Here is a 13,870-nt window from a genome sequence, read left to right as displayed (position 1 = left end):
GCGCACAATAATTTAAATTTTTTAACTGTATTTAATGGAAATCATGATGAGCGCTCCCAGCAATAACCAAAATAATGACAATTTAATCTGGCTAGATATGGAAATGAGTGGTTTGCTGCCAGACAGCGATCGTATTTTAGAACTTGCGGCTGTGGTGACAGATGCAGATTTAAACGTATTGGCCGAATCTCCGGTATTGGTTATTCATCAGGCTGATAGTGTGTTAGATGGCATGGACGCTTGGAATAAAGGGACACACGGACGTAGTGGATTAATCGAAAAAGTGAAAGCGAGTACGTTGGATGAGCAGGCCGCCACTGAGCAAATGATTGTGTTCTTAAAGCAACATGTTCCTGCTGGAAAGTCGCCCATGTGTGGCAATTCTATCTGCCAGGATAGGCGCTTTATGGCACGTTATATGCCTGATTTAGAAACCTATTTTCATTATCGCAATTTAGATGTAAGCGTATTTAAAGAGCTGGCGCGCCGCTGGAAACCGACTATTTATTCTGGTTTTAAAAAGGCCAGCAAACATGAAGCGTTAGCGGATATTTATGAGTCGATTGATGAGCTTAAATATTATCGCGAGCATTTTATTGTTAAGTAAAAATTGTTGGCTCAAACCAGCTTGGTTTTAAGCAAAATATTGCAGGGTAAAAAAAAGGGGGCATAACTGATTAAAGTTATACCCCTAGGGAGGAGAATTTGGCTTTGGAGAAGCTTAATTTTATATAAGCATTAGCCGTGCCAATTTTTCATCCTAATTAGTTAATAGCGTTTTCTCATACAAATCTAAATATAACTGCGCACTGAATGCCCAGCTTACTTCGCGATTCATGCCGTTTTTTTGAATTTCTCGCCGCGTTTTCTTGTTTTTCCATATTTCCACCGCGCGTTGAATCGTGAGCAGAAGTGACGTAGAAGTGGTCGACTGGATGATAAATCCAGTCGCAGTATGGTCTTTAATTGTTGCATCGGTAGTATCGGTAACAGAATCAGCTAAACCGCCTGTAGCCGTTACAATTGGCGGTGTTCCGTAAGATAAGCCGTATAGTTGATTTAAGCCGCAAGGCTCAAAACGAGAGGGCATGATAAACAAATCAGCTCCCGCCATAATGTTATGCGAAAGGTGTTCATGGTAGCCAGTATTCATGCTGACCTGATTGGGAAATTGCTCAGCTAAATCGTTAAAACTGGCTTCCAGCATTTTATCGCCGCTACCTAAAATAGCAAATTGACAACCTTGCTGAATCAGTTGCGGCATGATGGACGGCAATAAATCTAACCCTTTTTGATGAGTTAATCGACTGACGATGCCCAATAATGGAGCATTTGCATCATTTTGAAGCCCAAGTTGTTGCTGTAAAGCTTGTTTTACCGTTTGTTTGCCAGTAATGCGTTTATTGCTAAAATTTTTGGATAAATGCGCATCCGTTGCAGGATTCCATTCTTGCGTATCAATGCCGTTTAAAATACCGGTTAATGCATTGCTACGTGTTGCCAATAGGCCTTGCAGGCCAAAGCCAAATGTTTCCGTTTGAATTTCTTTTGCGTAGGTCGGGCTTACCGTACTTAACTGGTCGGCATAAAAAAGCCCGGCTTTTAAAAATGACACTTGGTTAAAATACTCATAACCATCCATCTTGAAATGCTCAATGGGCAGTTCCAACAGGCTTATCCAGCTCGCATCAAAGTTACCTTGAAAAGCCAGATTGTGAATGCTTAAAATGGATTTTGTCTGGCTATTGTCTATTAACTTCATGTAAGCAGGTGTTAAACCAGTTTGCCAGTCATTACATTGAATCAGGTCTGGAATCCAATCCGGCATTGGGCTTTTTGCACTGCATAAAAGACTGGCAACACGCGAGAGCACGCCAAACCTTAGTGGATTATCGGGCCAGTCCTTACCATTTTCGTCGCTATAGGGGCCGTCTACGCGTTCATATAGATACGCATTTTTAATCACAATCACATCTAAATCGCTGTCAGGCATCTTGCCGGTGATGATTGAGCAAGCTTGGTTTAAAACCTGAATGTCGGTAATTACTTTGATATTTTTTAGCTTAGCCAAAACAGCGCTATAACCAGGTATTAATAGCTTTATTTCGCCATCAAACGTTGGTAATTGCTGAATCGCCTTTGGCAGAGCCCCACTAACATCCGCAAGGCCGCCGGTTTTGATGAGTGGATAAGCTTCTGAGGTGGCAAATAAAACGCGCAAAATGTGCTTTCATGAATTAGATGGTATATTTAATATTATAGTGGTTAAGCTAAATTTTTATAAACACAAAGATTTTATCAATATTTTGAATGAGAAAGTTTGATATGGCAGCAGGACAATGGCTTGCAGTGGGAGGCGGGGCAGCGGTAGGGGCTTGGGCACGATGGGGCTTAGGTCTCGCGTTTAACGCCAGCTTATTTCCACTCGGCACGTTAATTGCCAATTTGGCTGGCGGTTTTTTAATGGGCATGGCGATAGCTTATTTTGTCGCTACGCCACACCAAAACGAATTGCGTTTATTTATAACAACCGGTTTTTTAGGCGGCTTAACAACTTTCTCTGCATTTTCTGCAGAAGCTTTTCACTATTTACACAAGCAAGAGTACGCATGGGCGGCAGGGCATATTGCCAGCCATGTTTTAGGTAGCTTAGTAATGACAGCTATTGGTTTTGCATTGATGCAATATTGGCGCAATTAACTACCGATAAATAAAAAGCCTGAACAAGTCAGGCTTTTTATTTGCATTAACGACTTTTTAATACTATTTTTGTGTTTCTACCATCACTAAAGGTGCATCATCATTTTTTGATTCTGCATCTTTTTTCCAGTTAGGTGCTTTGCGAGCAGCGCGTGGTTTAGGTTCTTCAGCCACTGGCGGTGTTATTTTCACATCGCCTTTTGTTTCTACTAATTGCAAGCCACTGGCGCTTAAATCAAGCGGTTTAGAGTCTGTCGCTTTAGCAGTTTTGGCGGGTTTACGTGTGGCAGGCTTTTTCTCTGCTTTAGCTTTCACAGGTTTTTCTGGCACAGCTGTTGTATTCGCCGCGTCAACTTTTGTCGCTATTTCAGCATTCGCCTCGGTGACGGCTTCCGATTTTAATTCGGGTTTCGCTTTCGTTTTTGGCTCAGCTTTATTGGACGCTGTTTTTGCTGCCGGCGCTTTTGATGACGCTGGTTTTTGCGCTTGGGTCTCTTTTTCTTGAACAGTTTTCTCTTGCACTGTTTCAATTTGAACAATAGGTTCAGGTGCTGCAACTTGCACAATAATTGGCGTATTGTCTACAACCACATCATTCGGTACAAAAGCAGGGGTTGCTGCATTTGGGTCACGTGGCTCACGATTCTCATCGCGGTTGCCGTCACGGTTTTTACGATTACGACCACCACGACTACGGCGACCGCTGCGCTCTTGGCGAGGCGCTTGATTTGCATCGGTAACTGGATTACCTTGTGTCGGCAGATTTGTTGTAGCCGCTTCTATTTTTTCAGCAACATCAGCACGTGCTTCGTTATTTAATGCATTTTTAGACTCATGTGGCTTGTCTTGACGTACAGGACGTTCTTGGCGCGGCTGTTGTGGTTTTGCCTGTTGCTGCGGCTTATCACTGCGCTCAGTACTCGCTGAATTGTTGCGATCACGATTGTTGGCATTGCGATCATTATTACGATTGCGGTTGCGATTACTATTGCGATTACGATCGTTATTGCGAGCATTTTCACGTGTTTCGCGCGTTGCTTTATCCGCTGTCGTTTCTTCAGCTTTCGGTTCAGGTTTAGCACCGAACCATTGTTTAATGCGGCCGAATAGTGAAACTTTTGCAGGTGCAGTGATTTCAGTCGCTTTCTGTTCTACAAGCGGTGCAGAGGTTGCTGTTTTAATGCCTTTAACCAGTGCTTCCGGTGCTTTTGGCTTGGCTTCTTCATTTAAGCCGCGTTCATAAGCAGTTTCAGCTGGCAATTCAACCATTTTGTAGCTGACTTGGGATGTTTCTTCTGTCACGTCATCTTGCTTGATGCGCGTGATGCTATAATTCGGCGTTTCCATATGGATATTTGGAATCAAAATGACTTCAACACCCATGCGCTGCTCGATTTTATGAATATCCGCACGCTTTTCATTCAACAAGAAAGTAGCTGCTTCGACAGGCAGTTGCACTTGAATAATCGCGCTATTGTCTTTCATTGCTTCTTCTTGCGTAATACGCAAGATGTGCAGGGCGGTTGATTCGATACCGCGAATATGGCCTGTACCGCTACAACGTGGGCAGGCTGCGTGATTGGTTTCACCTAAACTTGGACGTAAACGCTGACGCGAAAGCTCTAGCAAACCAAAGCGTGAGATTTTTCCAGTTTGTACACGTGCACGATCTGCATGTAAAGCATCGCGTAGCGTATTTTCTACTTCGCGTTGATTGCGTTGGCTTTCCATATCAATAAAGTCGATCACCACTAAGCCGCCAAGGTCACGCAAGCGCAATTGGCGCGCAACTTCTTCAGCGGCTTCCAAGTTGGTGTTAAACGCAGTTTGCTCAATATCTGCACCTTTAATGCTGCGGCCAGAGTTAACGTCTACTGAAACCAAAGCTTCGGTATGGTCAATGACAATCGCGCCGCCAGAAGGCAAGCGCACTTCACGTGAAAAGGCCGATTCAATTTGATGTTCAATTTGGAAACGTGAGAATAGCGGAATTTCGTCTTGGTACAATTTCACACGCGCTACATTGCCTGGCATCACGTGGTTCATAAACTGTACAGCTTGTTCATGTACGTCTGGCGTATCGATTAAAATCTCACCGATATCGGCGCTAAAGTAATCGCGAATCGCGCGAATCACTAAGCTGCCTTCCTGGTAAATTAAAAATGCACCAGGTTGAATGTGTGAGGCTTCTTCAACCGCAGTCCATAACTGGGTTAAGTAGTTTAAATCCCACTGCAATTCTTCTGCATTTCTGCCGATACCCGCAGTACGCGCAATAATGCTCATACCATTTGGTACTTCTAATTGAGCCATCACATCACGCAATTCGTTGCGATCTTCGCCCTCGATACGGCGAGAAACACCGCCGCCACGTGGATTGTTTGGCATTAACACTAAATAGCGGCCAGCTAGTGAGATGTAGGTGGTCAAGGCAGCGCCTTTGTTTCCACGTTCATCTTTATCCACTTGAACGATTAATTCCTGACCTTCTTTGATGACGTCCTGGATGCGCGCTTTACCACCTTCTACTTTTTCAGAATAGTAGCTGCGTGAGATTTCTTTAAAGGGTAAAAAGCCATGACGCTCATTGCCATAATCGACAAAAGCGGCTTCAAGGGATGGTTCTACACGGGTAATAACGCCTTTGTAAATATTACTTTTACGTTGTTCTTTACCTGCGTGTTCAATATCTAAATCGACGAGTTTTTGCCCATCTACGATTGCAACGCGTAATTCTTCTGATTGCGTTGCATTAAATAACATGCGTTTCATTGATTGCTCCCGCGCTCGAGCAATGCAGACAGTTATAACTGTGAATAATTTACTTTGATTGAAAGTGGCTGAAGGGTATCTTCAAGGCGCATGATATAAAATCGCGCTAAATTTAAGCATGCATGAGCATCGGCGCAGCGTCTTGGCTGCTTAAAATCAATCGGACGCTTGTAGCGTTTTAGTTAATTGTAACCATTTCTAATGATAGAAATAGCTTGGTTACGTTTTTTTTAATTGATTGAAAAATGTCTCGTCATCTTAAAATTGATGATATTAAAATTTATGCCCGTTAAATTTATATATAGTTTTGAATTCTATATATAGTTTGGCATAAATTCGTTAAAATTCGGTCTTCAGTAACTTCAGTCGCGTTTATGTTTATTTGTCTGCGGCGGCTAGAGCGCAATTGTTTTATCGCTACTTAAATATGGCGAGCGGTATTAGCCAGATATTTTTGTCATCAACTTATTCGTTTTGCGAGTAAGTTAATAATTAAGTGTTTGTCGACATGCTTTTAAGCAATTTAAATTCAACAACATCAACAGTATAGGCGTAATCAGCCGTTTACGCAAAAAATTAAACATGCAAATAGAACAAAATATCCAGCCAGAAAAACCGATAGGTGCCCACGCTGCAGCCAATGTGACCGTTGATGAAGCCAGTGAAGGTCAGCGCATTGATAATTTTCTGGCCAAGGTACTTAAAGGTGTACCAAAAAGTCATATTTATCGCATTTTGCGTAGTGGTGAAGTGCGCGTGAATAAAGGTCGTACTGATGCTTCGTACAAGTTGGTAATTGGCGATATCGTGCGCGTGCCGCCGATTCGTATTGCTTCCAATGATAAAGAGTTATTAGAGAATCAGAGGTCTGAACAGCCTGCTAAGTCAGTATTAGAAAGTACTATTATTTTCGAAGACGATGCGCTATTAGTGATTGATAAACCAGCAGGTTTTGCTGTGCATGGCGGTAGCGGAGTCAGTCGTGGCGTGATTGAGCAATTGCGTATGGAACGGCCGAAAGCCAAGTTTTTGGAGTTGGTACATCGGCTGGATCGTGAAACTTCTGGTGTATTAATGTTGGCAAAGAAGCGTGCTGCATTGGTGGCGTTGCATGAAATGATTCGAAATAACCAGACTGATAAACGTTATTTGATGCTGGTAGCTGGTGAGTGGAGTGAAAAGAAAAAACGCGTAACTTTGGATTTGCAAAAATATGTATTGCCCAATGGTGAACGCCGTGTAAATGTTGTGATGGATAAAAGTAAAGATAAATACGATCAGGCACAACATTCAGAAACTATTTTCTATTTAAAACAGGCTTTTGATGGATTTAGCCTGCTAGAAGCGCAGCTCGTTACTGGGCGCACACATCAGCTACGCGTGCAGTTAGCGCATTTGGGTTTTCCGATTTTGGGTGATGATAAATATGGCGATTTTGCAAACAATAAGGCTTTACAGAAAAAAGGCTTGAAGCGCATGTTTTTACATTCAGTTGAAACAAATCTGCGGCATCCTGTATCCGCTGAAAAGCTGAAGTTAATTGCACCATTGCCGCAAGACTTACAAAGGTTTATGAATAATCTGAAAAAGTTAGAAGGTTAACAATATCAATATGTTAGAAATAAATACGCATAAAAACAGGCAGTTTGATTTAATCGTTTGGGATTGGGATGGCACCATTGCCAATTCTACTGGCATGATTGTGAATGCGATTGTTAAGGCAGCAGAGCAGGTTGGATTGCCAACATTAGACCCACAAGCCGCTAGTAATATTATTGGCTTGGGCCTAAAAGAATCAATTTATGCCTTGTATGGTGATATTCCTGCCGCGCAAGCCCAGGCTTTAGCGACTCAATATACGACAAATTATTATGCTGGCGAAAGTGAAATTCCACTATTTGAGGGCGCAAAAGAAACTGTTATTGAGTTGAATCGCCGCGGTTTTAAATTAGCCGTGGCCACTGGCAAAGGTCGGCGAGGTTTAAATCTTGCGCTACAACATTGCGGTTTAAGCAATTATTTTCATGCTACACGCACGGTGGATGAATGTTTTTCCAAGCCGCATCCACAAATGCTGGATGAGATAATGGATAAGCTGGTGATTACACCAGAACGCACCTTGATGATTGGCGATACCAATTATGATTTGCAAATGGCGCAAAATGCCGGCGTAAACGCGGTTGGAGTGACGTTTGGAGCACAAGCGGGCGAAAAGTTATTGAGTTATAATCCATTACAATTATTTCATCGTTTTGATGAGTTAAGTACTTGGCTATTAAGAGAGATTTGACTGGTTAGACGCTAAAACCAACCGAGTGATAGATAAAACTATTCAAGCAAACCAAATGCAAAAACACACCATCACTTTAAATAGCCATGATTTGGTCGAAAAATCGATTGGCTTAAGGTTCGATTTACCGCAGTTGGGTGAAATGGTGACTGGTTTTGTCATCCGTTTTCATGGAAAAGCGTATGCTTATGTGAATCGCTGCGCGCATGTGCCGATTGAGTTGGATTGGAATCAGGGAGAATTTTTTACTGTAAACAAGGATTATTTAATTTGCGCAACCCATGGTGCGCATTATGCACCGGATACAGGACATTGTATGATGGGGCCATGCAAAGGCAAAAATCTGCAAGCATTAATGGTTACTGAACAAAATCAACAAATTACAATACATTTAGACCAACTACATAAAACCCGCTAATAGGAAAATTGAATGTCTGACCCAAATCAACAAGATAGTAACTGGCAACAACAAACCATCGAAAAACTGGCTTTGTCTGGCTTGAAAGAGCAAAAAACAGCAAGGCGCTGGAGTATATTTTTTAAAGTATTAATGTTTGTCTATTTATTTATTGTGCTGTTTTATGCCTTAGGTTGGATAAGCAATGCTAAAACGGCAACCGGCGCACATACGGCATTGATCGAAGTTTCTGGCGTGATTGAGGCCGGTGGTGAGGTGAATGCCGATTCTGTCATGGGCAGCTTAAACGATGCCTACGAAAATAAAGGCACCAAAGGTATTATTTTGCGCATCAACAGCCCAGGCGGCAGTCCAGTGCAAGCGGGCATTATTTACGATGAAATCAGGCGCCAGAAGAAACTGCATCCGACTATTCCTGTGTATGCGGTAGTGGAAGATATTTGCGCTTCTGGCGGTTATTACATTGCAGCGGCGACTGACAAGATCTACGTGGATAAAGCCAGTATTGTCGGTTCAATCGGCGTGCTAATGGATGGTTATGGCTTTACCGGATTGATGGGTAAAGTGGGTGTAGAGCGCCGACTATTAACCGCTGGCGAAAACAAAGCTATGCTGGATCCATTCTCACCGGTTAATCCGAAACACCAGCAGTTAGCGCAAGCCATGCTGAATCAAATACACGAGCAGTTTAAAACCATCGTGCGTGAAGGCCGCGGCAATCGCTTGGTAGAAGATAATGAAACGTTCAGCGGTTTATTCTGGAGCGGCGAACAAAGTATTAAAATCGGCTTGGCCGACGCATTAGGTAGTGCAGACTACGTCGCGCGCGAAGTGATTAAACAAGAAGAAATCGTTGACTTTACTTATCAAGACAGCATTACTGACCGTTTTGCAAAACGCTTAGGCGCGAGTATGGCGAAATCGGTTGGCTTGGATGCAATGGTTAAAGGAATGCAGTTAAGATAGTTCTTAGTGCCTATTAATAGGTGCTAAGCGTTCCGCTTGATGAGTGGATTGGGTAACCAAAGACCAGTTCACTCCGCACCATTGTCACAAACCGCAGTGCGCCATACTGCTAGCTTATCCTTGAAGGGCATGGCGGCATAGGCGGGACTTGTAGAGGGCAGGCGAACAAGTCGAGCATTGGCATGAAGGTTGAGCGGTTGCACATGCTTAATATACTCAGCCTCAGCCATGGCACCGTTGAAGCAGATTACCACAATGCTACTATGCTCGTAGAAAAAGCGAGCAAAATCGTTTACTTTCACGCTGCTCCGCACAATCGATGCATCCATGCTTCCCGGACGAGTGCATGATTCCAGCACGTCCCACAATGCGATTTTGGATGCAAGGAGAGAGGCTACCCTCTGCTCATATGTCGCTGTGTGAGAAACGCCCGTGATTTCAGCCATGATTTTCCAAAATGAATTTTGGCGATTTGCGTAGTATTGCTGTGCCTTAAGCGATGCGTCTCCCGGAATGGATCCTAGAATGAGCACTCTTGCCGAGGAGGCGCTGATTGGCTCAAAGCTGCATACATAGCTCATACTTCTATACTGCTTCTGAAAATTGACACCAAAATAGTAAGAAATAGTCCAAAGAATATTTCAAATCTTATAAGAAATTCAATTGAAATTTATGAACAACCTAAACGCTAAGCGCTTATTAAGGACAGGAGGTTTATGTTTTCCTGCCCTGCAAAAAACTACTTTATTGCTTTGGTGTGGTTAATCAATCCATTGGTTGAGCTATCATAATTGCTCACTTTTTCATCGCTGGTTAATTGTGGCAAGATTTGTTTTGCAATTTGTTTGCCGTATTCCACGCCCCATTGGTCGTAGCTATTGATATCCCACAAAATGCCTTGCACAAATATTTTGTGTTCGTATAGCGCAATTAACTTGCCTAATGTATTTGGGGTCAATTTATCGAACAAAATAGAAGTAGTAGGGCGATTGCCTTCGAACACTTTGTGCGGTAATAATTTTTCCAATTCCTCACCGCTTAAACCTTGCTCTTCAAGTTCGGCACGTGCTTCTTCTTTGGTTTTACCCAACATTAACGATTGCGTTTGTGCAAAAAAGTTAGCCAGCAGAATTTTGTGATGAGCATAGCCGTGCTTGCCGATTGCATAGTGGCTGTGTACAGGCATTAAGAAGTCAGCAGGAACGATTTGTGTACCTTGATGAATTAATTGGTAGAACGCATGCTGGCCGTTTGTGCCAGCTTCACCCCAAATTACCGGGCCGGTTTTATACTTTACTCGGCTACCATCACGGCAGATAAATTTGCCGTTACTTTCCATATCGGCTTGTTGCATATATGCGGGGAAGCGTGCCATGCCTTGGTCGTAAGGCAGGATAGCATGTGTATCCACATGAAAGAAGTTGTTATACCAAATGCCGATTAATGCCAAAATCACCGGCATGTTCTGCTCTAGTGGTGCAGTTTTGAAGTGGTGATCCATTTCATGCGCGCCATCCAATAAAGCTTCAAAGTTGTCCATGCCAACGTATAAGGCGATGCTTAGGCCGATGGCAGACCATAATGAGTAGCGACCGCCGACCCAATCCCAAAACGCGAACATATTGGCAGTATCAATACCAAAATCGGCCACTGCTTTTGCGTTGGTTGATAAAGCCACAAAGTGTTTAGCCACATGGCTATTGTCTTTGGCAGAATCTAAAAACCAGGTTCTTGCCGTTGTGGCATTGGTCATGGTTTCTTGTGTGGTAAATGTTTTAGACGCGACAATAAATAGAGTCGTTTCTGGATTGCATTTTTCAAGCGCGCGCATGAGATGCGCGCCATCAATATTGGAGACAAAATGAATGTTAAGGTCGGGGCTAGCGTATGGTTTTAGCGCATCGCATACCATCACTGGGCCTAAATCAGAGCCGCCAATACCGATATTCACAATATCGGTGATGCGTTTGCCTGTATAGCCTTTCCAACTGCCATCGCGTACTTTTTCTGAAAAATTGCGCATTTGTTTCAGTACTGCGTTGACGTCTGGCATGACATCTTTGCCGTCTACATAAACAGGGTTATTGCTGCGGTTGCGCAGCGCCGTATGTAATACCGCGCGATTTTCGGTGATATTGATCTTTTCACCAGCAAACATTTTATCGCGCCATTGTTCAATTTTGGCCTCACGTGCCATTTGCAACAGCAAAGGCAATGTTTCATCCGTGATGCGATGTTTGGAGTAATCAAATAAGATATCGGCAAATTTTAAGCTGTACTTTTCAAAGCGTTTTGCGTCTGCAGCGAATAGATCGCGCATATGTAAAGGCAACACATCTTTTTGGTGAGCACACAGTTTTTGCCAAGCGGGGAATTGAGTAAGAGTCGTCATTTATTATTTTAAAACAATTGGTTATTATATATATTTAATGTGATTTGTAATTAATAGGGTGGTGTTTTTATACCTAATTAATGACAGTTTATTGATGAATGTTAAATCCATACTAATTAGTTTTTGTGCATAATGATTAAGCCTGCTAATGGCGGTAGCGTAATCAAGAGTGACTGCGCTTTGTTCATCCAAGCAATATTTTCGCTTTGTAAGCCCGCACCATTACCTTGATTACTACCGCCATAATACGCAGCATCACTATTGAAAATCTCTGCATACTGGCCTGCCTGCGGCACGCCAATTCGATAATTCTCACGTAACACAGGCGTAAAATTTAACACTATTATAGCAAAAGAATTATCTAGGCCGCGCCTAATGAAGCTAATAATTGATTGATCAGAGTCATGGCAGTCAATCCATTCAAAACCATGCACGTCAAAATCCAGCGTGTGTAAGCAGTTCAATTTAAGGTAATGCATGTTCAAATCGCGGGCGGCACGTTGTATGCCAATGTGCGATTCATGTTCAAGTAAATGCCAATCCAAGCTACGATTAACGTTCCATTCTAGACCTTGGGCAATTTCATTCCCCATGAAGTTGAGTTTTTTACCCGGGGTAGTCATTTGCAGTGTCATTAATAAACGCAAATTGGCGAACTTTTGCCAGGAGTCGCCTGGCATTTTTCCGATGAGCGAGCCTTTGCCATGCACGACTTCGTCGTGTGAAAACGGTAAAACAAAGTTTTCAGAATAGGCATACAGTTGCCCAAAAGTCAGCAGGCTGTGATTGTATTTGCGATGTACGGGATCATTTTCAATGTAGCTCAGCGTGTCATTCATCCAGCCCATGTTCCACTTCATGCTGAAACCTAGTCCGCCGAGGTAAACAGGGCGAGATACAGCTGGCCAGGCAGTGGATTCTTCTGCAATGGTTAATGCGCCAGGAAAGTCTTGATGCACAATCATATTGAGTTGTTTGAGGAAATCAATTGCTTCTAGATTCTCACGGCCACCAAATTTATTCGGTAACCATTCACCAGCTTTGCGCGAATAATCCAAGTAAAGCATGGAAGCAACGGCATCTACGCGGAGTCCGTCAATATGAAATTCTTTTAGCCAGAAATAAGCACTGGCAATCAAAAAGTTACGTACTTCATTGCGGCCGTAATTGAAAATCAGTGTGCCCCAATCTTGGTGCTCGCCAATGCGCGGATCTTCATGTTCATATAGTGCGGTGCCGTCAAAACGCGCCAAAGCCCACTCATCTTTAGGGAAGTGACCTGGCACCCAATCCAGAATCACACCAATATTGGCTGCATGGCAGGCATTAATCAGAAATTTCAAATCATCGGGAGAGCCAAACCGATTGGTGACGCCAAAATAGCCTGTGGTCTGATAGCCCCAAGACTCATTCAGTGGGTGCTCGGTAATCGGCAGTAGCTCAATATGTGTGTAACCCATCTCAACCACGTAAGGCACAAGTTCTGCTGCTAAGTCGCGATACGAAAGCAATACGTTGCCATCTTTACGGCGCCATGAGCCGACATGTACTTCATAACAGTTAAATGGTGTGTGTAACCAATCATCACTGGCGCGTTTGCTTAACCAGGCTTTATCTTGCCATTTAAAAGCGATATTAGAGGATATTTTTGCCGCTGTACCGGGGCGTAATTCAAACTCACGTGCAAAAGGGTCGGTTTTAACTAATATTGCTTGCGAGTGGCGATTGCGGATTTCAAATTTATATAGTGCATCTGCTGTTAAGTGTGGAATAAACAGCTCCCAAACACCAGTCTGGCCACGCACGCGCATCGGATTAACGCGACCATCCCATTGGTTGAAATTACCAATTACGCTAACACGCTCTGCATTGGGTGCCCAAACCGCAAACTGCACACCTTGCACGCCTTGATGCTCAACAATATGTGCGCCAAATGTGTTGTAAGCTTGGTTTAAACGGCCTTCGCCGAATAGATGTAATTCATCTTCAGTAAGTATTGGGCTGAAGCTGTAGGTATCAATCACTTCTTGTATTTGATTGTCCGCTTCAATTTTGAGCATACAAGGTGAAGCTGGCGCAGTTTTACCACGCCACTCATACATGCCTGAATCATGAGTGCGCGTACATTCGACCCATTTTGTATTGACCTTTAAGCTGACTTTTCTTGCGTAAGGTAAGAAAGTACGGAAGACAAACTGAGTACCTTCTTTATGCAGTCCTAAGTAAGAAAAAGCGTCATGATGTTTTGCATCAAGTATCAGATGAAGTTTATGTTCAGATGAGCTAGTCACAATAGTAAATTCAGGTTAATTAGACTAGATTATAACTCGTA

11 protein-coding genes are annotated in these 13,870 nt (G+C 43.1%); 6 read left to right on the top strand and 5 right to left on the bottom strand.

Features of this window, described 5'->3' with window-relative positions; genetic code table 11:
• Positions 1–34 precede the first annotated feature (34 nt).
• A complete protein-coding gene (gene orn / locus K370_RS03205) occupies positions 35–607 on the top strand; it encodes an oligoribonuclease (protein WP_047538181.1) in 573 nt (190 codons plus the stop codon).
• A 153-nt stretch (positions 608–760) separates the two neighbouring features.
• Here the strand turns inward: orn and glgA are convergent, their stop codons facing one another.
• Positions 761–2,221, bottom strand: a complete 1,461-nt coding sequence (glgA, locus tag K370_RS03200; RefSeq protein WP_047538175.1) for a glycogen synthase GlgA — start codon at positions 2,219–2,221, stop codon at positions 761–763.
• Between the two features lie 104 nt (positions 2,222–2,325).
• Here glgA and crcB point away from each other — a divergent pair, with 104 nt between their 5' ends.
• A complete protein-coding gene (crcB, locus tag K370_RS03195; RefSeq protein ID WP_047538174.1) occupies positions 2,326–2,700 on the top strand; it encodes a fluoride efflux transporter CrcB in 375 nt (124 codons plus the stop codon).
• A 63-nt stretch (positions 2,701–2,763) separates the two neighbouring features.
• Here the strand turns inward: crcB and K370_RS03190 are convergent, their stop codons facing one another.
• Positions 2,764–5,472 carry an Rne/Rng family ribonuclease gene (locus tag K370_RS03190; RefSeq protein WP_047538173.1) on the bottom strand — a complete coding sequence of 903 codons (2,709 nt, stop codon included), beginning with the start codon at positions 5,470–5,472 and terminating at the stop codon, positions 2,764–2,766.
• A 582-nt stretch (positions 5,473–6,054) separates the two neighbouring features.
• Between K370_RS03190 and K370_RS03185 the strand changes: the two genes are divergently transcribed.
• Genes K370_RS03185 through K370_RS03170 form a run of 4 tightly spaced genes read left to right on the top strand, consistent with a single transcriptional unit; the run spans position 6,055 to position 9,146 of the window.
• Positions 6,055–7,074 carry an RluA family pseudouridine synthase gene (locus K370_RS03185; RefSeq protein WP_047538169.1) on the top strand — a complete coding sequence of 340 codons (1,020 nt, stop codon included), beginning with the start codon at positions 6,055–6,057 and terminating at the stop codon, positions 7,072–7,074.
• A gap of 10 nt (positions 7,075–7,084) precedes the next feature.
• A complete protein-coding gene (locus K370_RS03180; RefSeq protein WP_047538168.1) occupies positions 7,085–7,762 on the top strand; it encodes an HAD-IA family hydrolase in 678 nt (225 codons plus the stop codon).
• 55 nt (positions 7,763–7,817) lie between these two features.
• Positions 7,818–8,180, top strand: a complete 363-nt coding sequence (locus K370_RS03175) for a Rieske (2Fe-2S) protein (RefSeq protein ID WP_047538166.1) — start codon at positions 7,818–7,820, stop codon at positions 8,178–8,180.
• 12 nt (positions 8,181–8,192) lie between these two features.
• Entirely contained in the window at positions 8,193–9,146 is a 954-nt protein-coding gene (locus K370_RS03170; RefSeq protein ID WP_047538164.1) for a S49 family peptidase, read from the top strand.
• 68 nt (positions 9,147–9,214) lie between these two features.
• Here the strand turns inward: K370_RS03170 and K370_RS03165 are convergent, their stop codons facing one another.
• From K370_RS03165 to glgB, 3 genes are all read right to left on the bottom strand, one after another.
• Positions 9,215–9,727 carry a DNA-deoxyinosine glycosylase gene (locus K370_RS03165; protein WP_047538162.1) on the bottom strand — a complete coding sequence of 171 codons (513 nt, stop codon included), beginning with the start codon at positions 9,725–9,727 and terminating at the stop codon, positions 9,215–9,217.
• A gap of 158 nt (positions 9,728–9,885) precedes the next feature.
• A complete protein-coding gene (gene pgi, locus K370_RS03160) occupies positions 9,886–11,538 on the bottom strand; it encodes a glucose-6-phosphate isomerase (protein WP_047538159.1) in 1,653 nt (550 codons plus the stop codon).
• 116 nt (positions 11,539–11,654) lie between these two features.
• Positions 11,655–13,829 carry a 1,4-alpha-glucan branching protein GlgB gene (gene glgB, locus K370_RS03155; RefSeq protein WP_047538157.1) on the bottom strand — a complete coding sequence of 725 codons (2,175 nt, stop codon included), beginning with the start codon at positions 13,827–13,829 and terminating at the stop codon, positions 11,655–11,657.
• Between the last annotated feature and the right edge of the window lie 41 nt (positions 13,830–13,870).

Origin of the sequence: Methylotenera versatilis 7 (assembly GCF_000799165.1) — a bacterium.
In the GTDB taxonomy this organism is placed as follows: Bacteria; Pseudomonadota; Gammaproteobacteria; order Burkholderiales; family Methylophilaceae; genus Methylotenera_A; species Methylotenera_A versatilis_A.
This window is presented reverse-complemented; position numbering and strand designations above follow the sequence as displayed.

What these genes read in the sequence shown, in the direction of transcription:
- orn (WP_047538181.1), top strand. Translation starts at nt 35, where the DNA reads ATGGAAATCATGATGAGCGCTCCCAGCAATAACCAAAATAATGACAAT.
- crcB (WP_047538174.1), top strand. Translation starts at nt 2,326, where the DNA reads ATGGCAGCAGGACAATGGCTTGCAGTGGGAGGCGGGGCAGCGGTAGGG.
- K370_RS03190 (WP_047538173.1), bottom strand. Translation starts at nt 5,472, where the DNA reads ATGAAACGCATGTTATTTAATGCAACGCAATCAGAAGAATTACGCGTT.
- K370_RS03185 (WP_047538169.1), top strand. Translation starts at nt 6,055, where the DNA reads ATGCAAATAGAACAAAATATCCAGCCAGAAAAACCGATAGGTGCCCAC.
- K370_RS03180 (WP_047538168.1), top strand. Translation starts at nt 7,085, where the DNA reads ATGTTAGAAATAAATACGCATAAAAACAGGCAGTTTGATTTAATCGTT.
- K370_RS03175 (WP_047538166.1), top strand. Translation starts at nt 7,818, where the DNA reads ATGCAAAAACACACCATCACTTTAAATAGCCATGATTTGGTCGAAAAA.
- K370_RS03170 (WP_047538164.1), top strand. Translation starts at nt 8,193, where the DNA reads ATGTCTGACCCAAATCAACAAGATAGTAACTGGCAACAACAAACCATC.
- K370_RS03165 (WP_047538162.1), bottom strand. Translation starts at nt 9,727, where the DNA reads ATGAGCTATGTATGCAGCTTTGAGCCAATCAGCGCCTCCTCGGCAAGA.
- pgi (WP_047538159.1), bottom strand. Translation starts at nt 11,538, where the DNA reads ATGACGACTCTTACTCAATTCCCCGCTTGGCAAAAACTGTGTGCTCAC.